The 24,112-nt window shown below is 74.8% G+C and carries 24 protein-coding genes and 1 pseudogene; 12 read left to right on the top strand and 13 right to left on the bottom strand.

What is annotated here, in order from left to right:
- Nucleotides 1-29: 29 nt before the first annotated feature.
- Complete coding sequence (locus tag ACFY23_RS03875) at nucleotides 30-617, bottom strand: O-methyltransferase (RefSeq protein WP_350678153.1); 588 nt, start codon at nucleotides 615-617, stop codon at nucleotides 30-32.
- A gap of 283 nt (nucleotides 618-900) precedes the next feature.
- Between ACFY23_RS03875 and ACFY23_RS03880 the strand changes: the two genes are divergently transcribed.
- Both ACFY23_RS03880 and ACFY23_RS03885 read left to right on the top strand, forming a co-directional pair.
- A complete protein-coding gene (locus tag ACFY23_RS03880) occupies nucleotides 901-2,241 on the top strand; it encodes a trypsin-like peptidase domain-containing protein (RefSeq protein ID WP_350678151.1) in 1,341 nt (446 codons plus the stop codon).
- Between the two features lie 75 nt (nucleotides 2,242-2,316).
- Entirely contained in the window at nucleotides 2,317-2,739 is a 423-nt protein-coding gene (locus ACFY23_RS03885; RefSeq protein WP_350678110.1) for a preprotein translocase subunit TatB, read from the top strand.
- 221 nt (nucleotides 2,740-2,960) lie between these two features.
- On the opposite strand, the gene ACFY23_RS03890 is transcribed toward ACFY23_RS03885, so the two are convergent.
- The 3 genes from ACFY23_RS03890 to ACFY23_RS03900 all read right to left on the bottom strand — a co-directional run bounded on the left by ACFY23_RS03890 (nucleotide 2,961) and on the right by ACFY23_RS03900 (nucleotide 6,160).
- Nucleotides 2,961-4,109, bottom strand: a complete 1,149-nt coding sequence (locus ACFY23_RS03890; protein WP_350678108.1) for an Mrp/NBP35 family ATP-binding protein — start codon at nucleotides 4,107-4,109, stop codon at nucleotides 2,961-2,963.
- A 157-nt stretch (nucleotides 4,110-4,266) separates the two neighbouring features.
- Nucleotides 4,267-4,884, bottom strand: a complete 618-nt coding sequence (locus ACFY23_RS03895) for a DUF1003 domain-containing protein (RefSeq protein ID WP_350678106.1) — start codon at nucleotides 4,882-4,884, stop codon at nucleotides 4,267-4,269.
- Complete coding sequence (locus ACFY23_RS03900) at nucleotides 4,877-6,160, bottom strand: magnesium transporter MgtE N-terminal domain-containing protein (RefSeq protein WP_350678104.1); 1,284 nt, start codon at nucleotides 6,158-6,160, stop codon at nucleotides 4,877-4,879. The genes ACFY23_RS03895 and ACFY23_RS03900 overlap by 8 nt, the downstream gene beginning before the upstream one ends.
- 33 nt (nucleotides 6,161-6,193) lie before the next feature.
- Here ACFY23_RS03900 and ACFY23_RS03905 point away from each other — a divergent pair, with 33 nt between their 5' ends.
- On the top strand, nucleotides 6,194-7,063 hold the full coding sequence (locus ACFY23_RS03905; protein WP_350678101.1) for a PhzF family phenazine biosynthesis protein: 870 nt from the start codon (nucleotides 6,194-6,196) through the stop codon (nucleotides 7,061-7,063).
- Between the two features lie 92 nt (nucleotides 7,064-7,155).
- Nucleotides 7,156-7,665 carry a hypothetical protein gene (locus ACFY23_RS03910; RefSeq protein ID WP_350678098.1) on the top strand — a complete coding sequence of 170 codons (510 nt, stop codon included), beginning with the start codon at nucleotides 7,156-7,158 and terminating at the stop codon, nucleotides 7,663-7,665.
- A 222-nt stretch (nucleotides 7,666-7,887) separates the two neighbouring features.
- Here the strand turns inward: ACFY23_RS03910 and ACFY23_RS03915 are convergent.
- Nucleotides 7,888-8,562 (bottom strand): annotated as a pseudogene (locus ACFY23_RS03915) (HAD family hydrolase); the annotation flags it as partial.
- A gap of 104 nt (nucleotides 8,563-8,666) precedes the next feature.
- On the opposite strand from ACFY23_RS03915, the gene ACFY23_RS03920 reads away from it, so the two are divergent.
- From ACFY23_RS03920 to ACFY23_RS03935, 4 genes are all read left to right on the top strand, one after another.
- Nucleotides 8,667-9,626: a DMT family transporter gene (locus ACFY23_RS03920; RefSeq protein WP_350678093.1), complete on the top strand. Its 960-nt coding sequence runs from the start codon at nucleotides 8,667-8,669 to the stop codon at nucleotides 9,624-9,626.
- Nucleotides 9,627-9,852: 226 nt separating this feature from the next.
- Nucleotides 9,853-12,078 carry an APC family permease gene (locus ACFY23_RS03925; RefSeq protein WP_350678091.1) on the top strand — a complete coding sequence of 742 codons (2,226 nt, stop codon included), beginning with the start codon at nucleotides 9,853-9,855 and terminating at the stop codon, nucleotides 12,076-12,078.
- A 54-nt stretch (nucleotides 12,079-12,132) separates the two neighbouring features.
- Nucleotides 12,133-12,657, top strand: a complete 525-nt coding sequence (locus ACFY23_RS03930) for a SigE family RNA polymerase sigma factor (RefSeq protein WP_350678089.1) — start codon at nucleotides 12,133-12,135, stop codon at nucleotides 12,655-12,657.
- A complete protein-coding gene (locus ACFY23_RS03935) occupies nucleotides 12,654-14,063 on the top strand; it encodes a hypothetical protein (protein WP_350678086.1) in 1,410 nt (469 codons plus the stop codon). Before ACFY23_RS03930 ends, ACFY23_RS03935 begins: the two co-directional genes overlap by 4 nt.
- 57 nt (nucleotides 14,064-14,120) lie before the next feature.
- Here ACFY23_RS03935 and ACFY23_RS03940 read toward each other — a convergent pair whose 3' ends face one another.
- Both ACFY23_RS03940 and ACFY23_RS03945 read right to left on the bottom strand, forming a co-directional pair.
- Nucleotides 14,121-14,867, bottom strand: coding sequence for a GNAT family N-acetyltransferase (locus ACFY23_RS03940; protein WP_350678084.1), 747 nt, complete (start codon nucleotides 14,865-14,867; stop codon nucleotides 14,121-14,123).
- 40 nt (nucleotides 14,868-14,907) lie between these two features.
- The gene (locus tag ACFY23_RS03945; protein ID WP_350678081.1) at nucleotides 14,908-15,732 is read right to left on the bottom strand and encodes an SDR family NAD(P)-dependent oxidoreductase; all 825 of its coding nucleotides are present in this window, start codon (nucleotides 15,730-15,732) and stop codon (nucleotides 14,908-14,910) included.
- Between the two features lie 128 nt (nucleotides 15,733-15,860).
- Here ACFY23_RS03945 and ACFY23_RS03950 point away from each other — a divergent pair, with 128 nt between their 5' ends.
- Nucleotides 15,861-16,817 (top strand): CoA ester lyase, encoded by a 957-nt coding sequence (locus tag ACFY23_RS03950; protein ID WP_350678079.1) that lies wholly within the window; start codon nucleotides 15,861-15,863, stop codon nucleotides 16,815-16,817.
- Nucleotides 16,818-16,871: 54 nt separating this feature from the next.
- Here ACFY23_RS03950 and ACFY23_RS03955 read toward each other — a convergent pair whose 3' ends face one another.
- Nucleotides 16,872-17,375 carry a DUF4190 domain-containing protein gene (locus tag ACFY23_RS03955; RefSeq protein WP_350678077.1) on the bottom strand — a complete coding sequence of 168 codons (504 nt, stop codon included), beginning with the start codon at nucleotides 17,373-17,375 and terminating at the stop codon, nucleotides 16,872-16,874.
- Nucleotides 17,376-17,496: 121 nt separating this feature from the next.
- On the opposite strand from ACFY23_RS03955, the gene ACFY23_RS03960 reads away from it, so the two are divergent.
- Complete coding sequence (locus ACFY23_RS03960; protein WP_350678074.1) at nucleotides 17,497-18,402, top strand: SDR family NAD(P)-dependent oxidoreductase; 906 nt, start codon at nucleotides 17,497-17,499, stop codon at nucleotides 18,400-18,402.
- A 19-nt stretch (nucleotides 18,403-18,421) separates the two neighbouring features.
- Here ACFY23_RS03960 and ACFY23_RS03965 read toward each other — a convergent pair whose 3' ends face one another.
- Complete coding sequence (locus ACFY23_RS03965) at nucleotides 18,422-18,976, bottom strand: DUF4190 domain-containing protein (RefSeq protein ID WP_350678069.1); 555 nt, start codon at nucleotides 18,974-18,976, stop codon at nucleotides 18,422-18,424.
- 173 nt (nucleotides 18,977-19,149) lie between these two features.
- Here ACFY23_RS03965 and ACFY23_RS03970 point away from each other — a divergent pair, with 173 nt between their 5' ends.
- Nucleotides 19,150-20,346 carry an acyl-CoA dehydrogenase family protein gene (locus ACFY23_RS03970; RefSeq protein WP_350678066.1) on the top strand — a complete coding sequence of 399 codons (1,197 nt, stop codon included), beginning with the start codon at nucleotides 19,150-19,152 and terminating at the stop codon, nucleotides 20,344-20,346.
- A gap of 296 nt (nucleotides 20,347-20,642) precedes the next feature.
- Here the strand turns inward: ACFY23_RS03970 and ACFY23_RS03975 are convergent, their stop codons facing one another.
- A complete protein-coding gene (locus ACFY23_RS03975; protein ID WP_350678064.1) occupies nucleotides 20,643-21,050 on the bottom strand; it encodes a CoA-binding protein in 408 nt (135 codons plus the stop codon).
- 63 nt (nucleotides 21,051-21,113) lie between these two features.
- Nucleotides 21,114-22,163, bottom strand: a complete 1,050-nt coding sequence (locus ACFY23_RS03980; protein WP_350678148.1) for an Rv2578c family radical SAM protein — start codon at nucleotides 22,161-22,163, stop codon at nucleotides 21,114-21,116.
- Nucleotides 22,164-22,264: 101 nt separating this feature from the next.
- Here ACFY23_RS03980 and ACFY23_RS03985 point away from each other — a divergent pair, with 101 nt between their 5' ends.
- Nucleotides 22,265-22,684, top strand: coding sequence for a DUF393 domain-containing protein (locus ACFY23_RS03985; protein WP_350678061.1), 420 nt, complete (start codon nucleotides 22,265-22,267; stop codon nucleotides 22,682-22,684).
- Here ACFY23_RS03985 and ACFY23_RS03990 read toward each other — a convergent pair.
- Together ACFY23_RS03990 and ACFY23_RS03995 are read right to left on the bottom strand one after the other, a co-directional pair.
- Nucleotides 22,648-23,559: an HTTM domain-containing protein gene (locus tag ACFY23_RS03990; protein ID WP_350678059.1), complete on the bottom strand. Its 912-nt coding sequence runs from the start codon at nucleotides 23,557-23,559 to the stop codon at nucleotides 22,648-22,650. The two genes, ACFY23_RS03985 and ACFY23_RS03990, sit on opposite strands and share 37 nt — an antisense overlap.
- Entirely contained in the window at nucleotides 23,556-23,996 is a 441-nt protein-coding gene (locus tag ACFY23_RS03995; RefSeq protein WP_350678056.1) for a hypothetical protein, read from the bottom strand. Before ACFY23_RS03995 ends, ACFY23_RS03990 begins: the two co-directional genes overlap by 4 nt.
- Nucleotides 23,997-24,112: the final 116 nt, after the last annotated feature.

The raw sequence follows: 24,112 nt of genomic DNA on the forward strand, positions 1-24,112 counted from the left end.
GCGCCGGCCCCCGGCGGGCCGGCGCCCGGTCAGCACTTGACGGCGGCGAGCAGCCCGTGGCCGACCGGCAGCAGCGCGGGGGTCCAGTGTTCCGACTCCCGGATCGCCTTGATCGTCTCGCGGATGGTGACCGTCTCGACGTCCCGGGCAGCGGGGTCGCCGATCCGGCCGTCGGCCAGCATGCCGTTGAGCGCCAGCACGCCGCCGGGTCGCAGCAGCCGCAGCGCCGCGTCCACGCAGGCGGCGAACCCGGTCGACTCGGCGTCCACGAAGACCAGGTCGTACGCGCCGTCGGCGAGGCGCGGGAGCACGTCCAGCGCCCGGCCGGTGATGATCCGGGTCCGGCCTGCGGCGAAGCCCGCCTCGGCGAAGATCCGGCGGGCGATCCGCTGGTGCTCCACCTCCACGTCGATCGTGGTGAGTACGCCGTCGGTGCGCATGCCGCGCAGCAGCCAGACCCCGCTGACCCCGGTGCCGGTGCCGATCTCGACCACCGCGCGGGCGCTGCCGGCGGCGGCGAGCAGCCGCAGCGCCGCGCCGGCGCCGGGGGTCACCGCGTCGAGGCCGACCTCCCGGGCCAGGCTGCGGGCGGTGCGCAGCACGAGATCCTCGGTCACGTACGACTCGGCGAACTGCACGGCCTGGGTCGTCGAACTGCCGGAACCGGCGACCGTGGCGATGGGACACCTCCGGGCGGCGCGAGTGGTGCGGGGGCGGGTGGGCACTGTGAGCCTAGAGGCGACGTCGGACGGACGCAGCCGCGCGTCCGCCACCCGACGATCACGGCCGGCAACCGGTGACTGAGTCCGTGGCATCCGTGTAATCCTGGAAGCGGTATTCCGTCGATCGCGACCGGGCGGCCCCTCGCCGGGTCCGGGGCGCGCGGGATCCGGGGAAGGACTGGGAGGCACCGACGTGACCGACGGCTGGGACTGGCGCCAGCCCGGGGGGACTCCGGCACCGGCGCGACCGCCGGGGCCCGGGTACCCGCCGGCGGGGTCGCCACCGGCGCCGCAGGGCGCCGCGGGCGGCACGACATCGCCCTGGTGGTCCGACGCGCTCGCCGACCCGTGGCGCGACCCGGCGGCGCCGGCCGCCGTGGTGGTGCCGGCCGCCCCGAGCCCCGGCTCGGAGCCCGAGCCGGTCAGCGACCCGGACGCCCCGAGCCGGCCGACGCTGCGCCAACTGCTGCTCATCCCGCTGATCACCGCGCTGCTCGCTGGCAGCCTCGGCGGCGCCCTCGGGTACGCCTTCGCGGTGCGCGGCGGCGCCGGGGGTGGGCCGGTGCTCGGCGCCGACCCCCAGGCCCCCGGCCTGGCCCAGCGCCGGCCCGAGTCGCTCGCGGGGGTCGCCGAGCGGGTGCTGCCCAGCGTGGTGACCGTCCGGGTGGCCAGCCTCGGCGGCACGAGCGAGGGCTCCGGCTTCGTCGCCAGCGCCGACGGGCACGTGATCACCAACGACCACGTGGTGGCGGGGGCGACCGGCGGCAAGGCGTCGGTGATCTTCAACGACGGCAGCTCGGCCCCGGCCACCGTGGTCGGGCAGGACCCGGAGTCCGACATCGCGGTGATCAAGGTCTCCCGGACGGGCCTGCGCCCGGTCGAGTTCGGCGACTCGGACGCGCTGGCCGTGGGCGACCCGGTGCTGGCCATCGGGTCGCCGCTCTCGCTGGCCAACACGGTCACCGCCGGCATCGTCAGCGCGCTGGACCGGACGATGCAGGCCGGCGAGCCGGGCGGTCCCACGCGCTACTACGCGGCGATCCAGACCGACGCGGCGGTCAACCACGGCAACTCCGGCGGCCCGCTGGTCGACGGCGCCGGCCGGGTGATCGGCGTCAACTCGACGATCAAGTCGCTGGTCTCGGACGGGCAGGAGGCGGGCAACATCGGCCTCGCCTTCGCCATCCCGATCAACCAGGCCAAGCGGGTCACCCAGGACATCATCGGCACCGGCAAGGCCCGGCGCACCGTGATCGGCGCCCAGGTCGGCGGCCCGGGCGCGGGCACCGCAGGGGCCGGCGTACGCCTGGCGGCCGTCGAGCCGTCCGGGCCGGCGGCCGGCGCGGGGCTGAAGGCCGGCGACGTGATCCTCAAGCTCGCCGGGCGGCCGATGACCGAGCCGACCGACCTGATCGCTCTGGTGCGGAAGTTCGCGCCCGGTTCGGTGGTGACGGTGGAGTACCGCCGGGGCTCCGACCGGCAGAACGCCTCCGTGACGCTGGCCGCAGACGCCAAGTAGCGGCCGGTCACCCCCTCCCCGCGCGGCGTCCGACGTGCGTAGTCTTGCTGCTGACGCCGAGAGGAGGCCCGTGCAGTGTTCGACAACCTGAACTGGTGGGAGATCGGTGGGCTGCTGCTCCTGGCGCTGCTGATCTTCGGTGACCGGCTGCCCGCCGTGATCGGCGACGGCCTGCGACTGGTGCGCAACCTGCGCAACATGGCCCGCAACGCCACCACCGACCTCAGCCGTGAGCTGGGCACCGACATCCAGCTGGAGGACCTGCACCCCAAGGCGTTCATCCGCAAGCACCTGCTCAGCGAGGAGGACGAGCAGGCGATCCGGAAGCCGTTGCAGGGCGTCTACGACAACCTGCGCGCGGACGTCACCGGTGTGCACAACGAGCTGAAGGACGTCGCCTCCGCCGCGGACCTGCGGTCGAAGGGCGCCGGCCCGAGCACCGCCACGGGCGGCGCGCCGGCCCCCGCCCCCCGCGTCAGCTACGACGACGCCACCTGACCCCGCCCGCCGCCTCAGCCCGACCAACGCCTCCGGCCGGCCCGGCATCGTCCGCGACGGCGCGTCCGGCCCGGTGGGCCGGCGTCGTGACGTGGCCGGCGTGCGACCGCTCCCGGCCGGCCCGCGTCATACGCCGGCTGGAACGGCGACGGGGGCGGCGTCCCCGGGGGAACGCCGCCCCCGATCGGGTGGCGACAGCGCCGGCGGGGCCGGCGGGCGGATCAGCGGCCGGCGGGCTTGAGGCCCAGCGGCTTGCCGAGCAGCGACTCCCGCCGCAGGGCGAGCCGGTCGGCGACCTGGCCCAGCGCCTTCGCGGCCGGCGACTCCGGCTGGGCCAGCACGATCGGCGTGCCCTCGTCACCGGCCTCGCGGACCCGGGTGTCGAGCGGCACCTGCCCGAGCAGCGGCACCTGCGCGCCGATGGTCTTCGTCAGCGACTCGGCGACCGTCTGGCCGCCGCCCGCGCCGAAGACCTCCATCCGCGAGCCGTCCGGCAGCTCCAGCCAGGACATGTTCTCGATGACGCCGACGACGCGCTGGTGGGTCTGCAGGGCGATCGCGCCGGCCCGCTCCGCCACCTCGGCGGCGGCGGCCTGCGGCGTCGTGACGACCAGGATCTCGGAGTTGGGCAGCAACTGGGCCAGCGAGATGGCCACGTCGCCGGTGCCCGGGGGCAGGTCCAGCAGGAGCACGTCCAAGTCGCCCCAGTAGACGTCGGCGAGGAACTGCTGCAACGCCCGGTGCAGCATCGGGCCGCGCCACACCACGGCGGCGTTGCCGGCGGTGAACATGCCGATCGAGATGACCTTCACGCCGTGCGACTGCGGCGGCATGATCATGTCCTCGACGCGGGTCGGGCGGCCGTCCGCGCCGAGCATCCGGGGCACCGAGTGGCCGTAGATGTCCGCGTCGACCACGCCGACGGAGAGCCCACGGGCGGCCAGCGCCGCGGCCAGGTTGACCGTCACGCTGGACTTGCCGACGCCGCCCTTGCCGCTGGCGACCGCGTACACCCGGGTGCGGGAGCCCGGCTGGGCGAACGGGATGACCGGCTCCTGGGAGGCGCCCCCGCCGCGCAGCTTCGCCTGGAGCTCCTGGCGCTGTTCGGGGCTCATCACGCCGAACTCGATCTCCACGCCGGTCACCCCGGGCACCGCGCCGACCGCGGCCGTGATGTCCGCGCGCAGCTTGTCCTTCAGCGGGCAGCCGGCGACGGTGAGCAGCAGCTCGACCCGTACGACGCCGTCGTCGCCGACCTCGGCGGAGCGGACCATGCCCAGCTCTGTGATGGGCCGGCGGATCTCCGGGTCGTTGACGGTGGCCAGCGCGGCCTGGATCGCGTCGGAGACGGTGCTGACGGGTGCTGACATGCCCGCAATGCTACGTCGGCGGTGCCTCGCCACCGCGCCAGCGGGGCCCGGTGTGAGCGAATCGATGACGGCGGTTGGGGGTGGACCGCCGACGGCGCGAAGTGGGACGATCAAGGCGAACGCCGCTCGCCCGGCCCCTTGGGGCGAGCGGCGTTCTTCACGCGTCCCGGGCCTCCGGCCGGCCGTCCCGGGCCCAGTCGCCGTCCAGCTCGTCGCGGGGCTCGTCGAGCCCGTCCCCGCCCTGCTCGCGCTGCGCGGACCGCTCCTGCTGGCGGCGTTCCAGCCGCTGCCGGCGGTGGCTCGCCTCGTCCAGTTCCTCGGCCAGCCGGGCCAGCTCCGAGCGGAGGAAGTCCCGGGTCGCCACCTCGCCCATCGCGTTGCGCAGCGCGGCGATCTCCCGCGCCAGGTACTCCGTGTCGGCCTTCTGCATGGTCGCCCGCCGGCGGTCCTCCTCCAGCGCCACCCGGTCCCGGTCCGTCTGGCGGTTCTGCGCCAGCAGGATCAGCGGGGCCGCGTAGCTGGCCTGCAGGGACAGCACCAGGGTCAGGAACGTGAAGGTGTACGGGTCGAAGCGCAGGTGCGCCGGGGCCAGGGTGTTCCAGCCGAACCAGAGCGCGATCACCACCGTCATGTAGACGATGAAGTTCGCGGTCCCCATGCCCCTGGCGATGCCCTCGGACCACCGCCCGAACGCCTCCGGGTCGAACCGGGGCAGCTTGACGCCCCGCCGCTCGCGCGGCTGGTCGAGCCGCGGCGCCCGTCGCTGGTCAGCCATCCGCGCCGCCCACCGGCTCGGAGGCGGCCGGGCTCGCGGTGGCGTCCCGGTCCCGCCAGTCCCGGGGGAGCAGGTGGTCCAGCACGTCGTCGACCGTGACCGCGCCGACCAGCCGGTTGTTGCGGTCGACCACCGGCATGGCCACCAGGTCGTACGTGGCCATCCGGCGGGTGATCTCCGGCAGCGGGGTGGTCGCCCGCAGCGGGTCGATGTCGTTGACCACCACCCCGCCGAGCAGGTCGGCCGGCGGCTCGCGGAGCAGCCGCTGGAAGTGCACCATGCCGAGGTAGCGGCCGGTCGGGGTGGTCATCGGCGCCCGGGACACGAAGACCTGCGCGGCGATCGCGGGCGAGAGCTGCGGCTCCCGGATCCGGGCCAGGGCCTCGGCGACCGTGGCGTCCGGCGGCAGGATCACCGGCTCGGAGGTCATCACGCTGCCCGCCGTGCCGGGCGTGTACTTGAGCAGCTGACGCACCGGGTCGGCCTCGTCCGGCTGCATCAGGTCGAGCAGCACGTCCTGCTCCGGGGGCGGCAGCTCGCTGAGCAGGTCGGCCGCGTCGTCCGGGTCCATCTCCTCCAGGACGTCGGCGGCCCGCTCCCGGTCCAGCGCGGCCAGGATCTCCACCTGGTCGTGCTCCGGCAGCTCGCTCAGCACGTCCGCCAGACGCTCGTCGTCCAGCGCGGCGGCGACCTCGTTGCGCCGGGCGTCGGGGAGGTCCTGAAGGGCGTTGGCGAGGTCGGCCGGGCGCATGTCCTCCAGCACCGCGAGCAGGTTGGCGGTGCCCCGGCTGTCGGCGATGCCGCTGAGCCCGCGTACCCGCTCCCACTCGACCTGGTGCAGGTGGCCCCGGCGGCTCAGTCGCCCGGTCTGCTCGCGTACGGCCACCCGGGTCAGCGACCACTCGCCGCCCCGGCTGCACTCCATGGCCACGTCGACCACCGAGCCCGGCTGCCCGCCCGGCTCGACCTGCACCCGCCGGTCGAGCAGCTCCTGGAGCACGAGCAGCTCGTTGGGGCGCTTCTCGAAGCGCCGCAGGTTGAGCGTGCCGGTGCCGAGCACGACCGCGTCGGCGTCGATGGAGGTGATCCGGTTGATGGAGAGGAAGATGCGCCGCCGCATCGGCATCTCGGCGACCAGCCCGACCACCTCCGGCGGGCGCTGGGTCGGCCGTAGCCGGGCCACCGCGTCGCGGACCCGGCCCACCTGGTCGCCGTTGGGGTCGAAGACGGCGACCCCGGCGAGCCGGGCGATGTAGATCCGGGTCGGCATGCTCACGGGCACCAGCCTAAGCGCCTAGTGTTTATCAACATGTCGACCTTGGCCTACGAGATCGTGGACGTCTTCACCGACCGCCCGTTCGCCGGCAACCCGCTGGCCGTGGTGTTCGGCGCCGAAGCGCTGGCCACCGAGCAGATGCAGGCGCTCGCGTGTGAGTTCAACCTCTCCGAGACGGTGTTCGTGCTTCCGCCCACCCAGGTCGGCGCCACCTACCGGGCCCGCATCTTCACCCCGGCCGAGGAACTGCCCTTCGCCGGGCATCCGAGCGTCGGCGCGGCGGTGACCGCCAGCCGCCGGGGGCTGTTCCCGCCGGGGCAGGTCATGCAGGAGTGCGGTGCGGGCGTGCTCCCGATCGAGGTGACCGCGACCGGGGCCACGCTGACCGGCGGCGTCCCCACCCTCGGCCCCGAGCTGGACCCGGAGCCGCTGCTGGAGATGGCCGGCCTGACCGCGGACGACCACGTCGGCCCGGCGCCCCGGGTGGCCGGCTGCGGGCTGGAGTTCCCGTACCTCCCGGTCCGTCCGGACGCGGTGGCCCGCGCCCGGGTGAACGCGGGGGCGGCACAGCGGTACGGAGTGGAGCACGTCAGCGTCTTCTCCTGGGACGCCGCCGCGCAAACCGCGCACGCCCGGGTCTTCGTGCCCGGGTTGGGCGTGCCGGAGGACCCGGCCACCGGCTCGGCCGCCCTGGGTCTCGGGGTGTGGCTGGTCGCCAGCGGCCTGCTCCCCGCCGACGGGCGCGCGGAGTACACCGTCCACCAGGGCATCGAGATCAACCGCCCGTCGGTGCTGGCCTGCACGGTGACGGCCGCCGGCGGCCAGGCGGTGGGCACCACCGTGGCCGGCCACGTCATGCCGGTGGCCCGGGGCGACATCATGGTCCCTCCGTTCGTCGGCTGACCTGCGCGATCCGTGCCGCCACGCCCACCGGCCACGCGGACGGACGCCGGGCGGCGCTGACGGGACGGGGACGGGTGCGGGAGGATGCGGGTGTGACCGACGCGGACCGGACCAGCACGCCGCTGGTCGACGAGGCGATGAAGAAGGCCGCCGTGGCCTGGGTGAGCGTGCCCGGCGGGCCGGCGCTCGCCCTCTGGTGCATCCCCCTGGAGGGGGCGCTCTTCGTGGTCAGCGGCCCGGGGGAGCAGTCCGCGCCGGGGCTGGCCGACGCCACCGACGCCCAGGTCACCCTGCGCGGCGACCACGGCGGGCGGATCGTCACCTGGCCGGCCCGGGTGAGTCGCCTCGTGCCGGGCACCGAGCACTGGGAGAGCACGGCCCCGCTGGTGGCCGCGAAGCGGCTCAACGCGCCCGGGCCGACGGCCGAGCTGGTGGCCCGCTGGGCGGCAGACGGCTGCGCGGTGAACCGGTTGGCCCCGGCCGGGGAGCCGCTCGCCGGCGCCGCGCTGCCCGCGGGCTCGCTGGCCGAGGTGCCCCGGGAGGCGCCGGTGGTCCGGGCGATCCGCAAGCCGTTCCGTCTGCACCGCGTCCGCCGCCGCTGAGGCGGGGCGGTCACGAGGCCGGCCGGCCGGTCGCGTCGTGGGCCGCGGGGCGCGGCCGGGTCAGGAGAAGCAGCCCGCCGGCATCGGCGCACCCGCCAGCACGGGTGTGCCCCCCGGTTTGGGCCCGGCCGCCGGCACCGCCACGCCCGCCGGCACCGGCGTCCTAGCCGGCGCGGGGGCGCCCGCCGGTATGGGTGTGCCCGCCGGCAGCGCCGACCGGCCGACCAGGTCGACCACCTCGTCGAGCGAGCGCAGCACCGGCCCGCGCCAGGCCGCGTCGGCGTTGAACACCATGTGTTCGGCCAGGTCCGGCGCGGCCAGCCGCACCGCGGTCATGCCGGCCCGTTCCGCCCCGGTCAGCTCCTGGCTGCCGCCGTCGCCGACGTAGAGGCAGTCCGCCGCGGCCACGCCGAGCCGCCCGCATGCCGCCTGGTAGAGCACCGGGTCCGGCTTGCAGCGCCCGACCTGCACCGAGAAGACCCGCACGTCGAGCAGCGGGGCGATCGGCAACTGCGGCAGGAACGCCGGCAGCTCGTGGGTGCAGTCGCTGATCAACCCGGTCAGCAGGCCGCGCCGGCGCAGTTCGGCCAGCGTGGGCACCGCCTCGTCGCGTAGCCGGGTGTCGGCGCGTACGGCCCGGTGGCGGGAGGCCACCGCCGACCGGACCGCGTCGTCCGAGGGGTGTACGCCGGCCTGCTCGCAGACCCAGCGCAGAGTCGCCTCGGCGTTGCCGTACCGCCCGCAGGCCCGCTCGTAGAAGGTGCGGTCGAGCACGTCGACGAGCGTGCGGGGCGGGCAGCCGAGCAACTCGGCGGTCGACCGGTGCGCCGCGCCCCGCTGCACGGAACGGGTCAGCGTGCCGAAGAAGTCGAACAGCACCGCCTGGTAGGTGGGCATGGGAGCGCCTCCGGGCGGTCGAGGGGTCGCCGGCGCGGACAGGCATGATCGTAACCGAGCGCTGACGGTCCGTCATGGGCCGTGCCGTGTGAGGATTGCGTCCCGTGTCCACCGCACCGCACCGCCCGACGCTCGACCCGGTGACCACCGGGGCGCTCGTCCTGGCCGTCGTCGCCGTCTCGTCCTCCGCCCCGCTGGTGGCCTTCGCGGCGGCGCCCGCCCTGGCCGTCGCGTTCTGGCGCAACACGCTCTCGCTCGCCGTGCTCGGCCCGTACGCGCTGGGCCGGCGGCGCGCCGAGTTCCGGTCGCTGACGGTCGGCGCCGGGCGGCGTGAGGGCCTCTACTGCGTCCTGTCCGGGGTCGCGCTCGCCGCCCACTTCGCCACCTGGATGCCGAGCACCCAGCTCACCTCGGTCGCCGCGGCGACCGCCCTGGGCGCCACCCAGCCGGTCTGGCAGGGCCTGATCGCCCGCGGCCAGGGCCGCCGCCTGCCGGTCGCGGTGTGGGCCGGCATCGGGGTGGCGGTGGCCGGGGCGGCCCTCGCCACCGGGGCCGACTTCGGCGTCTCGGGCCGGGCCTTCGCCGGCGACCTGCTGGCGGTGGTCGGCGGGATGTTCGCGGCGGTCTACACCGCGCTCGGCGAGCGGGCCCGTACGACCATCAGCACGACCACGTACACCACCATCTGCTACGGGGTCTGCGCGCTGCTCCTGCTCGTGGTCTGCCTGGTCGGCGGGGTGCCACTGACCGGGTTCGACACCGGCACCTGGGCCGCCGTGCTGGCCCTGGTGGCCGGTGCCCAACTGCTCGGTCACTCGATGTTCAACTACGCGCTGCGCCGGGTCTCGGCGACCACGATCAGCGTGCTGGTCCTGCTGGAGGCCCCGGGCGCGGCCCTGATCGGCTGGGCCTGGCTGGGGCAGCTTCCCCGGGCCACCGCCCTGCCGGGGCTGGCGCTGCTGCTGGCCGGCGTCGCGGTCGTGGTGCTCGGCGGTGCCCGCGCCGCCCGCCGTGTCCCCGCCGCCACAGCCGTCCCGGCCGACGCGGGCCCGCTGCGCGACTGACCCGTGGCAACCCGGGCACGACGGGTTCCGGCTCGCCCGGGTGGACCGGGCGGATCGGGCGAAGTGTCGCGGCGGGGACGCCCGCCGGTCACCCGGCCGGGCGTCTGCACGCCCGTCGCGCGGTGCGCCGGCGGGCACTCTTTGCCGCGAGAACTGCCGTTCCGCCCGCCGGGGGCGGACGCGTCCGTGAGAGTGCGGAGGAGGGAGACACGGGACGGGACGGCGGATGGCTGAGCGGAACGGCGGCGAGGACGAGCGCGGCACGGTCGTCACGCCGTCGGCCGAGTTCCCGCCGCTCGACCCGGACGAGCTGGGGGCGCTGCGCCGGATCGGCGACCGCTGGCGGGCCGCCCGGCCGGGCCGACCACCCGGCGGGGACGCCCTGCCGGTCGATCCGACGCTGCGCCGGCACCCCGGCCAGCCGGCCCCGACCCGGTTCGGCCGGCTCGCCCCGATCGCGATGTTCCGGGTCGGGGAGCCGGACGAGCTGGTCGCCGCCGAGCCGGCCAACCTGCCCGGCACCCGACTCGGCCGGGCAGGCACCCGGCTGCGGCGGGCGCTGTTCGGGCCGCCGCTGAGCAGCGCCGCCGTGCTCTACGAGCGGATGCGCAAGCCGGTCGCCCTGCCGGTGCTCGCCTCCGACCTGCTCAGCTCGGTGGCGTACGGGCCGGAGGCGATGCTGGCCGTGCTGCTGCTCGCCGGCAGCGGCGCGCTCGGGCTCTCCCTGCCGCTGGCCGCCGGGCTGGCGCTGCTCATGGTCGCGGTCGGCGTCTCCTACCGGCAGACCGTGGCCGCCTACCCGCACGGGGCCGGCTCGTACATCGTGGCCGGCGACAACCTGGGCGCGGGAGTGGGCCTCGCCGCGGCCGCGGGTCTGATGACGGACTACGTGCTGACCGTGGCGGTGTCCGTCTCCGCCGGCGTCAAGGCGGTCACCTCGGCCGTCCCGGAGCTGACCGGCTGGACGGTGCCCCTCGGGCTGGCCGTGATCGGCGTGCTGCTCGCCGGCAACCTGCGCGGCGTGCGCACCGCCGGCAACCTCTTCGTGCTGCCCACGTACGCCTTCGTGGTCGCGCTGCTGGCGCTGCTCGCGGTCGGCTGGTTCCGCGCGGCCGGACGGGGGTTCGTTCCGGTCGACCCGCCGTCGGTGCCGGCCGTCGAGGGGCTGGGGCTGCTGCTGGTGCTCCGCGCGTTCTCCTCCGGCGCGGTGTCGATGACCGGCATCGAGGCGGTCTCGAACGCGGTGCCCGCGTTCCGGCCGCCGGAGTGGCGCAACGCCCGCACCACGCTCACCTGGATGGTCGCGATGCTGGTGCTGTTCTTCGTCGGGCTCATCGGGCTGATCCACCTGTCCGGGCTGGTGCCCACCGCCGAGCAGTCGATGCTCTCCCAGTTGGCCCGGGTCACGTTCCCCAGCGGTCCCTGGTACGGGCTGGTCCAGGCCGCGACGGCGATGATCCTGCTGCTGGCCGCGAACACCGCTTTCAACGACTTTCCCCGCCTGCTGTTCTTCATGGCCCGGGACGGACACGCGCCGCGCCGGTTCCTGCACATGGGCGACCGGCTCGCCTTCAGCAACGGGCTGGTCGCGCTGACCGTCGCGGCGGCGGTGATCCTGGTGGCCTTCCGGGGGCACACCGAGTCGCTGATCCCGCTCTACGCGGTCGGGGTGTTCCTGGCCTTCACCCTGTCCCAGGCGGGGATGGTCGTGCACTGGCGCCGCCGGCGCGGGCCCGGCTGGCGCCGCCGGGCGGCGGTCAACGCGGTGGGCGCCGTCTTCTCGGGGCTGATCCTGGTCACCGCGGCGGTCGCCAAGTTCACCGAGGGCGCCTGGGTGGTGGTCGTCGCCGTGCCGCTGCTGATCCTGCTGTTCCGGGCCATCCAGCGGCACTACCGGTCGCTGCACCGGTCGCTGGCGCTGCACCCGCCGCCGGCCGGCCCGGCGCTCGGGCCGCCGGTGGTGCCGGCGCGGCCGCCCGCCGCCGGGCCCGCCGCTGGACCCACCGCCGGGCCCGCCGCGCCCGAGGACGAGGAGCTGCCCGAGCAGGTACGCCACCTCGTGGTGGTGCCGGTCGTCCGGCTGAACCGGGCCTCGCTGCGGGCCCTGGCGTACGCGGCCTCGCTCGGGCAGCCGACGCTGGCCGTCCACATCGCCCCCGAGGAGCCGGAGGCGGACCGGTTCCGGGAGCAGTGGCGGGCGTGGGGCGACCACCTGCGGCTGGAGACGATCGTGTCCCCGTACCGGGCGGTGGTCGGGCCGCTCGCGCACTACCTGGAGGCGCTGCACGCCTCCCGCGCCGACCTGGTGCTGACCGTCGTCGTGCCGGAGGTGGTGCTGCGCAGCCGCTGGCACCGGCCGCTGCACAGCCGCACCGAGCAGCGGCTGCGCGCCGCGCTGCGCCGGCTGCCCGGGGTGGTGGTCACCAGCCTGCCGGTGCACCTGGACGAGTAGGTTCCCTCCGCGGCGGCCCCGGTCGGCGTCTGTCCCGGTAGGGAGGGCGATCCTTTGACCACTGAAGACCGCGCCCGGGCCGGCTTCGCCGAGTTCGTACGCGCCGAGACGGCGGGGTTGACCCGGTTCGCGTACCTGCTGACCGGCGACCGGCACCACGCCGAGGACCTGGTGCAGGTGGCGCTGGCCCGGGTCGCCGTGCGCTGGGAGCGGCTCGACGAACCCGGGGCGTACCTGCGCCGGGTGCTCTGCACGCAGGCGGCCAGCTGGTGGCGGTGGCGCAGGGCGCGCCCGCCCGAGCGGCTGGGCGCGACCCTGCCCGAGCGGGCCGGCCCGGCCGACGACCCCGACCTGCGGCTGGTGCTGCGGGCGGCGCTGGGTCGGCTGACCGTCCGGCAGCGGGCCGTGCTGGTGCTGCGCTACTACGAGGACCGCACCGAGGCCGAGACCGCCGAGCTGCTCGGCTGCCGGGTGGGCACGGTCAAGAGCCAGACGCGGCACGCCCTCGGCAGGCTGCGCGCCCTCGCCCCCGAGCTGGCCGAGCTGGTCGGCCACACTCCGCAGGAGGTGAACCGATGACGGTCCGACTCGGCGCGGCGCTGCGCGGCCTGGCGGACGGCGTGCCGGCCGCCGTCGTACGGGCGGATTTCTTCGACACGGCGCGGCGCCGGCACCGGCGTCGGCGGGCCGCCGCGGCGGGCGCGCTCGCCGTCCTGGTGCTGCTCGTCTCCGTCGGGTACGCGCTGCGCCCGGTCGCCCTGCCGGCTCCCGCGGCCTCCCGCCCCGACACCCCCGGCCTGCCCACCCGCCTGGTCACGCCGGGAGTGCTCACCGCGCCCGTCGACGGGTCGCCGCCGGGCCCGGCGGCGGTGCTGTTCGGCGGGCCGGCGGTGCGCAGCGACTGGCACGAGAACCGGATGGCCGTGGTGGCCGCCGAGACCGACCGCTACCGCCGCCTCGACGTCGGCCCGGTCACGCCGGGGTTCGACGCGCTGCTCTCCCCGGACGGCCGGTACGTCTGGGCCGGCGGCCTGCTGTTCGACCTGACGACCGGCGAACGCCACGGCGCGGGGACGGCGGGGCACCCGCTGGCCTTCGCGCCGGACGGGAACCGGCTCGCCTATGCGGCCGAGGACACCTTCACCGCGCCGAACACCTACGCCACCCCCCACGTGGGCCTGTACGACCGGGACCGTGGGGCCGACGTGCTGCGGGTCCCGGTCGGTACCGCCTGGGTGCCGCCCGGGCGGGCGGCCGTCTCGCCGGACGGGGGCACGCTCGCCGTCCAGGTGCGTGACGAGGTGTGGCTGGCCCGGGTCGCCGACGCGGGCGCCGACGGCACCGCCGAGCCGTACCGGAAGCTCCCAATGGGCAGCGGGCGCCTGGCCGGGCCGGGCGCGTGGTCGCCCAACGGGTGGCGGGTGGCCGTGCTGGAGCGGTCGACCTGCGAGAACTGCCCGGTGCCGTCCTACCCGCGCAGCTGGCGGTTGGTGACCCACAACCTGACGGTGTGGCCCGTGGGCGACGGCCCCGCCTTCCCGGAGGTGCGCTCCGCCACCTTCGTGCAGGTGCTCGGCTGGCGGTCGGCGGACGAGGCGGTCGCGCTGGTGGGCGTGCCCGGCCCGGACGCGGTCGACCGGCCGGACGAGCACGACATCGCCCGGAGCCCCTACGCCGAGCCGGGCACCACGGCCGTCCAGCTCGTGCTGCTACGCCGGGGTGCCGCCGCACCAGAGGTGCTGTTCCGCACCCCGGCAGGCGTCACCGAGCTCGCGGTCGCCGCCGACCTCGCGGTCGACGGTGCGGTCCGGAAGTCCGGTGCACCCGACTTCGGTCCGCCCCCACCCTGGCTGGTTGCTCTCGGTCTGGCCGGCGTGGCGCTGCTGGTCGCCGTTGCATCCGTCCTGGTGCGGGCGAGGCGGCGCCGGGCGACGGCGATCCCGCCCGACGATGCGGCGACGACGGCGGCCTCGCCGGGCGGGTGACGGGACTGGCGTGCCCAAGCCGGGCGACCAGCCGCGCCGCCGCCCGGCGGACCGGCGTCAGACCTCGTGGACCTCGAGCACGCGGGCGGTCGGGGCCGCGTCGCCCAGCGCGGCCCGCAGCGCCACCCGCTCCGGGTCGGCCAGGAAGGCGTCGTAGCCGTCGCGGGTGTCGAACCGGATCAGGTGCACCTCCGTGTGCCCGTCGCCGGTCCGCAGCCGGCGCTCCAGTCGCCCGCCGTGCCGCCCGAGCAGGCCCAGCACCTCGTCCTCGTACCGCCGGCCGGCCGCCACCTCGGGCAGCTCCACCAGGGCGACCACGCGCAACGCCGCCGCCGGATCGGTGACCAGCGACTTCCAGAAGTGGTGGTCGACGTGGCCGCCGGGGATGCCCTCCCGACGTCCCGTGTCGAGGTAGCCGTTGCGGCGGTAGAACTCGGGCGCCTGGAACGAGAACGAGGCGACCGACATCTGGGTGCAGCCGCGCCGGCGGGCCTCCTCCTCGGCGGCGCGCAGCAGCCGGCCGCCCCAGCCCTCGGACCGCCGGTCCTCGCGTACCCACACCATGTTGATGCCGGCGCAGTCGCCCCAGGTCCAGCCGGTCAGCCCGGCGACGAGTTCGCCGGCGGCGTCGGTGACCCGGACGGAGAGGTCGGCCTCGTCGGCCGCGCCGGTCGCCCGGTTGTTGAAGGCGGTCAGCTCGGCGTCGAGCCGGGCCGCCAGCTCCTCGTCCGCGCCGAGCACCCGCAGCGTGTCGCCGTCGCCGGCCGGCGCGTCCCGCGCGGCGGTGTCGTTCCCCGTCGTCATGCGGCGGAGTATGGCAGCGGGGCGGTCACGGGCGACACCGCTATCCCGCGATGCCGACCGCCTCGGCGCTGGCCGCCCAGAGTCGGGCGGCGAGCCGCGGGTCGGCCGCCTTGCGCAGCGGCCGGCGCGGCCGCCGGTCGGCGTAGTAGCCGCCGGTACGCAGCCGCGACGGGTCCTGGTTGGCGAGCCAGACCAGCGTCTCGGCGCCCTTCTCGGGACTGCGGAACGGCAGCAGCCGCATGCCCAGGGCGACCAGCCGGCTGTCGTTGCCGAACCGGGTGCGCACCACACCGGGGTGGAAGCAGTACGCCGGGACGTCCGGCCAGCGGCGGGCCGCCTCGGCCGTGAACAGGATGTTCGCCTGCTTGCTGGTGCCGTACGCCTGCACCGGCCGGTAGCGGCGCAGCGGGGCGTTCAGGTCGTCCGGGTCGAGCGCGCCGCTGCGGTGCGCGCCGGAGGCGGTCACCACCATCCGGCCGATCCGGTCCCGCAACAGGTTGCTGAGCAGGAACGGGGCCAGGTGGTTCGCCTGGATGGACAGCTCGAAGCCGTCGACGGTGGTGAGCGGCTGGAGCACGATCGCGCCGGCGTTGTTGGCCAGCACGTCGATCCGGTCGTACGCGGCCCGCAGCTTCTCGGCCAGCCGGCGGACGTCGTCCAGCACCGCGAAATCCGCCCGGAACAACTCGGGCCGTTCGCCCGACGCCTCCCGCACCTGCTCCGCTGCGGCCTGGAGCCGGGCCGGGTCCCGGCCGACCAGTACCACCTGGTCACCGCGGCGCGCCAGGTCCACGGCGGCTGCCAGGCCGATGCCCGAGCTGGCCCCGGTCACCACCACCAGCCGACGCCCAGTGAAATCTTCCACAGGTCCATTCACCCCGGTCACGGCACGAGGTTACCGTGGCGTCACAACGCCCTTTGGGATCGTTAAGTTCTCGCCTTTCTCGTCAGGTGGCGTCGGCGTGCCCGCCGCACGCTGGAAGGAGCGCATCCATGGCCGCAGTCGGTCGCCCCCGCCGGTCCTGCCTCGCGGTACCCGGCTCCAGCGTCAAGATGCTCGGCAAGGCCCAGGGTCTCCCCGCCGACCAGGTCTTCCTCGACCTGGAGGACGCGGTCGCCCCGCTGGCCAAGCCCGACGCCCGGAAGAACATCGTCGCGGCGCTCAACGAGGGCGACTGGTCGGGCAAGACCCGGGTCGTCCGCGTCAACGACCTGACCACCCCCTGGACCTACCGTGACGTCATCGACGTGGTCGAGGGGGCCGGCGCGAACCTCGACTGCGTCATGCTGCCGAAGGTGCAGAACGCGGCCCAGGTGCAGTGGCTCGACATGACGCTGACCCAACTGGAGAAGACGCTCGGCCTGGAGGTCGGCCGGATCGGCATCGAGGCGCAGATCGAGAACGCCGCCGGCCTGGTCAACGTGGACGCCATCGCCGCCGCCTCGCCCCGGGTCGAGACCATCATCTTCGGCCCGGCCGACTTCATGGCCTCGATCAACATGAAGTCCCTGGTGGTCGGCGCCCTCATCCCGGACTACCCGGGCGACCCCTACCACTACATCCTCATGCGCATCCTGATGGCCGCGCGGATGCACGACAAGCAGGCCATCGACGGCCCGTTCCTGCAGATCCGCGACGTGGACGCGTTCCGCGAGGTGGCCAAGCGCTCGGCGGCGCTCGGCTTCGACGGCAAGTGGGTGCTGCACCCGGGCCAGATCGACGCCGCGAACGAGGTCTACTCGCCGGCCCAGGCCGACTACGACCACGCCGAGCTGATCCTCGACGCGTACGAGCACTACACCTCGGAGGCGGGCGGCAGGCTCGGCGCCGTGATGCTCGGCGACGAGATGATCGACGAGGCGTCGCGCAAGATGGCGCTGGTCATCGCGGCGAAGGGCCGGGCGGCCGGGATGAGCCGCACCTCGACCTTCACCCCGCCGGCGGAGTGAGGCCGCGCCGTACGGCCCGTGCCGCCCCGGCCCGCGCCGGGGCGGCACGTTGCTTCAGTAACTGCTGCTCGAGCTGCCCTGGGTGATCGCCAGCACGATGATCCCCACGTAGAAGAGGATCAGCAGCACGAGCAGGCCGGTGAGGATCCAGCCGATGATGATGGCGGCCTTCGCCATGCCCTCGCCGCCCTCGCCGGTCTGCCGGATCTGCTTGGCCGCGACGTGACCGAGGATCGCGCCGACCGGCGCGGTGATGCAGGACGTGAAGCCGACCAGGGAGAGCACCAGGGCGGCGATCGCCATGCCGTTGGTCTTCTGCGGCGCGCCGTAGCCGTACGCCGGGTAGGCCGGCGGCGGGTATCCGGCGGGCGCCGGCTGGGCCGCCGGCTGCGTGCCGGCGTACGGGTCGCCGCCCGCGTACGGGTCCGCCGGGGCGTACGGGTCGCCGGTGGGTTGGGTGGGAATGGGCTGGCCGATCACCGGGTCGGCGGGCGGGCTCGACTGCTGGCCCGACCACGCCGGGTCGTTCCAGCCGCCGGACGGCGGGGGATATGTCATGCGTCTACTCCGTTGGGTGCGGGTGCGCCCGCCAGGGTAGTCACGCCGGCGCAAACCCTGGGGGGTCGCCACCTGGTGTGCCGCGTTGCCCGGGCCCTGGGAAGCGGGCAGGATCCTGACCATGGTGATTGACGCGCGAGCCGCGGACCGCTCCGGAAGCCGACCGAGACGGGACGTGAGCCGCCCCGGCCTGGCCCGGCGCACCCGGGCCGCCGCCCCGGCGAGCCCGGCCGGCACCGACGAGCCGGCGCCGCTGCCGGACCCGGTGACGATGCGGCTCGACGGGAAGGTCGCCCTGGTCACCGGGGCGGGCAGCCCGGACGGCATCGGGTACGCGACGGCGCGCCGGCTGACCGACCTCGGCGCCCGGGTGGCCATCGTCTCCACCACCCGACGCATCCACGAGCGGGCCAGCGAGTTGGGCGTGACCGGTTTCGTCGCCGACCTCACGGACGAGTCGGAGGTCGGGGCGCTCGCCGACGCGGTCACCGAGCAGCTCGGCGACGTGGAGGTGCTGGTCAACAACGCCGGGCTGGCCAGCCGGGCGAGCCCCGAGGTGCTGCGTCCGGTCGCGCAGCTCAGCTACGACGAGTGGCGCGGCGAGATCGACCGGAACCTCACCACCGCGTTCCTGTGCAGCCGGGCCTTCATCGGCGGCATGGCGGAGCGGGGCTGGGGCCGGATCGTCAACCTCGCGGCCACCGCCGGCCCGGTCAACGCCCTGCCGACCGAGGCGGCGTACGCGGCGGCCAAGGCGGGCGTGGTCGGGCTCACCCGGGCGCTGGCGATGGAGATGATCGCCGACGGGGTGACCGTCAACTCGGTCGCCCCGGGCACCATCCACACCGCGGCCTCGACAGTCGCCGAGATCAAGCAGGGCCTCGGCACCCCGGTCGGCCGCCCCGGCACGCCGGACGAGGTGGCCGCCGCGATCACCTTCCTCTGCTCGCCGGCCGCGTCGTACATCACCGGGCAGATGCTGGTGGTGGACGGTGGCAACAGCGTCCGCGAGGCGCAGTTCCGGTGAGCCGGGCGGACGGCGGGCGTCAGTAGGTGGTGCCGCTGTCGCCGGCGGCGACGACCAGGGCGATCCAGCCGCAGCAGGCGAGCAGGCCCAGCCCGGTGAAGACGTAGCTGAGGACGAGGCCCCAGGTGGCGAGCTGGTCGCCCTCCTCGCCCGTGCTGCGGATCTGCCGCTTGGCCAGGTGCCCGAGCACGATGCCGGCCGGGGCGAACACGAACGCGAGCACCAGCGACAGGATGGCCAGCACGTTCGTGCCGCCGGGCCGGGGACCGGACGGCGGGCCGTACTGCCCGTAGGGCACCTGCGGGGTGTACGGGGGCTGGTGCGCCCACTGCTGGCCGTGCGGCGGCTCGCCGGGCTGCTCGTAGGAGGGCTGCCCGTACGCCGGCTGCTCGTGGGAGGGCGGGCCGTAGGACGGCTGCTCGTAGGCGGGCGGCTGCCCGTACGGCGGCTGCTCGTGGGAGGGCGGGCCGTACGGCGCTGGTTCGGACCGCGACGGGTCGTGGCCCGGCGAGGGCTCCCAGGGCGACGGCGGCCGGTCCGGATCGGGCGGGCCCGGCGGCGGTGGCTGGCTCACGGTCTCCTCCTGCCGGTGGCGGATCACGTCCCCTCTTGCCGGACGCTACCCCAGCGGTGAACCTTTTCACAGCGGTTGTGTGGACTGGTCACCTTGGCCTCGCCCGCCAGGCGGCTGATACTGACCGAGCGTTCAGTTACCCATGAGTAAGGCGCCGACCCCCGGAGGCTGAGATGGCCCGACTCGCCCAGACGCCCGGCCTGACCGATGTGCAGCGGTCGATCCTTGAGACCGTCCGGGAGTTCGCCGACAAGGAGATCATCCCGCACGCGCAGCGGCTGGAGCACGCCGACGAGTATCCGACCGACATCCTCGACGGGATGCGCGAGATGGGCCTCTTCGGCCTCACCATCGACGAGGAGTACGGCGGGCTCGGCGAGTCCCTGCTGACCTACGCCCTGGTGGTCGAGGAGCTGTCGCGGGGCTGGATGTCGATCTCCGGCATCGTCAACACCCACTTTATCGTGGCCTACCTGATCTCCCAGCACGGCTCCGTTGAGCAGAAGGCCCGGCTGCTGCCGAGGATGGCCACCGGCGAGGTGCGGGGCGCGTTCTCGATGTCCGAGCCGGAGTGCGGCTCCGACGTCTCGGCGATCAAGTCGAGGGCCGTCCGTGAGGGCGACCGGTTCGTCATCAACGGCCAGAAGATGTGGCTGACCAACGGGGCGTACTCGTCGGTCGTGGCGACCCTGGTCAAGACCGACACCGGCGCGGACTCGGTCTACGGCAACATGAGCACCTTCCTGCTGGAGAAGGAGCCCGGCTTCGGCGAGACCGCGCCCGGCCTGACCATCCCCGGCAAGATCGACAAGATGGGCTACAAGGGCGTCGAGACCACCGAGATGGTGCTCGACGGGGTCACCGTCCCCGAGACCGCCGTCCTCGGCGGCGCGGAGAAGGTCGGCCGCGGCTTCTACCAGATGATGGACGGCATCGAGGTCGGCCGGGTCAACGTCGCCGCCCGCGCCTGCGGCATCTCCATCCGCGCGTTCGAGTTGGCCGTCGCGTACGCCCAGCAGCGCCGCACCTTCGGCCAGCCGCTCGCCAAGCACCAGGCGGTCGCCTTCAAGCTCGCCGAGATGGGCACCAAGATCGAGGCCGCGCACGCCCTCATGGTCAACGCCGCCCGCCTCAAGGACGCCGGCCAGCGCAACGACGTCGAGGCCGGCATGGCCAAGCTGCTCGCCTCGGAATACTGCGCCGAGGTCGTCCAGGAGGCGTTCCGCATCCACGGCGGCTACGGCTACTCCAAGGAGTACGAGATCGAGCGGCTGATGCGGGAGGCCCCGTTCCTGCTCATCGGCGAGGGCACCTCGGAGATCCAGAAGACCATCATCTCCCGCGGCCTGCTCAAGGAGTACAAGCTCTGAGGCTGAGGGCTCCGTCGCGTCGGCGGCGCCGGTCCACTGCCGGTGCCGCCGGTCGGCCCCTGTCGAGCTGAGTCGTCTACGACATCACTGCTGCCGTTCGCCTGGAACGGCGTCACCCTGCACGCCGCCCGGTGGCGCGAGCGTGAATCGTCTACGACATCAGCTCGACAGCGCGAGTCAGTGCGAAGCGGTAGTTCTCCTCGCCCCGCTCCCCGGAGTCGGTCGTCTACTCCTCGGCCATCCGTCGAGCTCGGCTGCACCCTGTGCGGAAGCCCGCCGCCCGGCCGTACGCCCGCTCAGCCCAGCCGGGTCAGGCCGGCGGCGGCGCGCTCCACGACCAGGCAGCGGTCCTCCACGTAGTCGATGCCCGCCTCCGTGGCGATGCGGCGCGCCTCGGGCGAGACGATGCCGAGCTGAAGCCAGACCGCCGGGGCGCCGATCGCCACCGCCTCGCGGACCACCTCGACCGCGTCCCGCGCCGGCCGGAACACGTCGACCAGGTCGACGGGGTGCGGGATGTCGGCCAGGGACCGGTAGACCCGCTCGCCGAACAGTTCGTCGGCGGTCGGATTGACCGGGATGATCCGCCAGCCGTACCGCTGCATCTGCAACGGCACGCTGTGCGCGGCCTTGCGGGGGTCGCGGGACGCGCCCACGACGGCGATCACGGCGGAGTCGGCGAGGATCTGCTGAGCGGAGCGCACCCGCCGACTCTAACCCCGCCGCTCAGCCGCCGCCCCCGAGCGCGCGGCGTAGCCCGTCGGCGTCTACAGCAGACTGAGCTGCTCGGCGGCCGGCGGTGCGGGCGTCGGGTCGGGCAGGCGGCGGTTGTCCCCGCGCTCGCCCCGGTGCAGCCCGTGCCGGCGGGACGCGATCCGCACCCGCGCCGTCACCTCCCGTTGGTAGGACTGCGGGACGTACGCGCCGGAGCGGTAGAGCTCGCGGTAGCGGGGGACCAGGTGGGGAAACTCGTGGCCGAGCCAGCGCGCGTACCACTCGCGGGCCCCGGGCCGCAGGTGCAGCGCCAGCGGCGTCACGCTGGTCGCCCCGGCCGCCGCGATCGCCGCCACCGTCGCGTCGATCGACTCCTCGTCGTCGCTGAGCCCGGGCAGGATCGGCGCCATCAGCACCCCGACGTCGAAGCCGGCGTCGGCCAGGGCCTTGACGGCGTCCAGGCGGCGCTGCGGGCTGGGCGTGCCCGGCTCGACCGCGCGCCACAGCCGCTCGTCGACGAAGCCCACCGAGAAGGAGACGCCGACCCGGGTCACCTCGGCGGCCTGGCGCAGCAGCGGCAGGTCCCGCAGGATCAGTGTGCCCTTGGTGAGGATGGAGAACGGGTTGGCGAAGTCGCGCAGCGCGGCGATGATCTGTGGCATGAGCTGGTAGCGCCCCTCGGCCCGCTGGTAGCAGTCCACGTTGGTGCCCATCGCGACGTGCGCGCCCCGCCAGCGCGGCGCGGCCAGCTCCCGCCGCACTAGCTCACCCGCGTTGACCTTGACGATCACCTTCCGGTCGAAATCCGCACCGGCGTCGAGGTCGAGATAGGTGTGAGTATTTCTCGCAAAGCAGTAGCGGCACGCATGGCTGCAGCCCCGGTACGGGTTGATCGTCCACTGGAAGGGGACGCGGGACGTGCCGGGCACCCTGTTGATGATCGACTTGGCCCGGATCTCGTAGAACGTCATGCCGGCGAAGCCCGGGGTGTCGAAGGTGCGGGCGACCGCGCCGGGCAGCGCCAGCGGCAGGGGTGGCGTCGCTGGCGCTGCCCGATCGGGGACCCCCTCGTCCGGGGGAGCGGAGAGGTTGTCCCAGCGCATGGCCTTCATTCGAACACGCGTACGAGCCGAGCGCAAGCGACCCGCCGTGTTCCCGCCCACCTCGGCGTCCGGCCGGGGTCCGGCGGGTGGAGGATGGAGGCATGGAGAGGTCGACGTTCGTCTACGACGGGGACTGCGCGTTCTGCACCCGGTGCGCCGAGTTCATCGACCGGCGGATCCCCACGGGCGTGCACGTGGTGCCGTGGCAGTTCGCCGACCTCGACGCGCTCGGCCTGACCGAGGCGGAGTGCGAGGAGGCGGTGCAGTGGGTCGGCGCGGACGGCTCCCGCGCGGCCGGCCCCGACGCGATCGCGAAGCTGCTCGGCGACAGCGGCGCGCTCTGGCGGGTGGCCGGCGCCGGCCTCCGGTTCCCGCCGGTACGCGCCGCCGCCTGGCCCGCGTACCGCTGGGTCGCCCGAAACCGGCACCGGCTCCCTGGCGGTACGGCCGCGTGCGCGCTGCCCGAGGAGGCGCGGGAGCGCCTCTACGGCCCGTCCGGTCGCCCGGCCGCGGACGCCTGACCGGCGAGTGACGGCGCGGGGCCGCCCGTTTCGACGGGCCGTCCGCCGTCCCGGCGCGCGAGCAGCCGGCGCGCCCAGACGATCGGCCGGACCCGTTCCAGCGGCAGGAAGCTGGTCATCGCGGCGAGGTGCGGGGCGAACGAGATGGTGATGGTCGCGATGGTGACCAGGTGGAACGAGTAGAAGAAGCCCACCGTCGCCAGCCGCCAGCGTTCCCGGAGCAGGAACACCACCGGGCTGAGCAGCTCGAACGCGACGATGCCGAACTGCGCCACGATCAGCAGGTACGGCACCGAGGCGATCAGGTCGGCGAGTTCGGTGCCGCGCCGGAGGATCGCCCGGGCCAGCACCGATCCGGTCAGCCAGTCCAGCCCGCCGAAGCGCAGCTTGGCCCAGGCGGCCAGGAAGTACGTGCAGATGACGGCGATCTGGGTGACCCGCAGGGCCCAGCCGCCGGCCTCGGTGCGGGCGGTGTCGCCGTGCCGGGCCCGGCCGGCGGTGGGCAGCACCGCCAGCGCGACGAGCAGGCCGAACCGGTCGTGGTCGACCTTGCCGTAGCTCATCGCGACGATCATCCACTCGAAGTAGAGCGCGAAGACGGTCCAGCCGAGCAGCCGGGGTGCCCGGCCGGTCGCGGCGAGCAGGGCGAGCGCCAGCAGGGCCCAGAAGATCACGGCGACCACCGCCGGGGTGGGCGTGGGCAGCGGCAGCACCCGCCCGACGAGCAGCGGCTGGTACAGCTCCCCGGGCACGGCGACCCGGGTGCGGATCCACGGGGTGAACACGACCAGGTCGGCGGCGACGAAGAGGTAGATCAGCGTCCGGAAGGCGGCCACCCGGCCGCGGGGCACCGGCTCGGTCAGCCAGCGGCTCATCGGCCCGCCTTCCAGGAGACCACCGTCTCGTCGGTCCAGCGGCCGGTGGGCCGGCCGTCGCGGATGCCGTGCCAGCGGATCACGATGCGGACCTCCACCAGCTCGGCCGCGTCGGGGTGGCGTTCGGCGTACGCGTCGGCGACCTCGGTGAGCAGTTCGGGGTCGGCGGCGTAGCGGTCCTGCTGTCCCTCGATCTCGGCCCGGCGGATGCCGGTGGCGCGTTCGCCCAGGTCGACGACCGCGCCGGTGCTGTCGACGCCCTCGACCCGGGTGTCCGGGGCGGGGGAGTTCGGCGGGTTGGAGGTCGAGTACATCCGGAACGGGCCGAACGGGAAGTGGTCGTCGGTGCCCCAGACGGTGCCGGCGAGCAGGACGGCCAGGCCGAGGGCGGTGGCGGCGAGCCGGATCGCGCGTCCACGGCTGGTCAAGGTCTCCATCGGGTCGTGACGATACGGGATGTACCGCCCGCTCCGGGCTCCCTCCGACGGCCACTTGTCGCCGCCCGGGTGGACGGGGTCGCGGACGCGACGACGGCCGGGCCCGTGGGGCCCGG

Source organism: Micromonospora sp. NPDC000121 (genome assembly GCF_042899165.1).
Lineage (GTDB): Bacteria > Actinomycetota > Actinomycetes > Mycobacteriales > Micromonosporaceae > Micromonospora.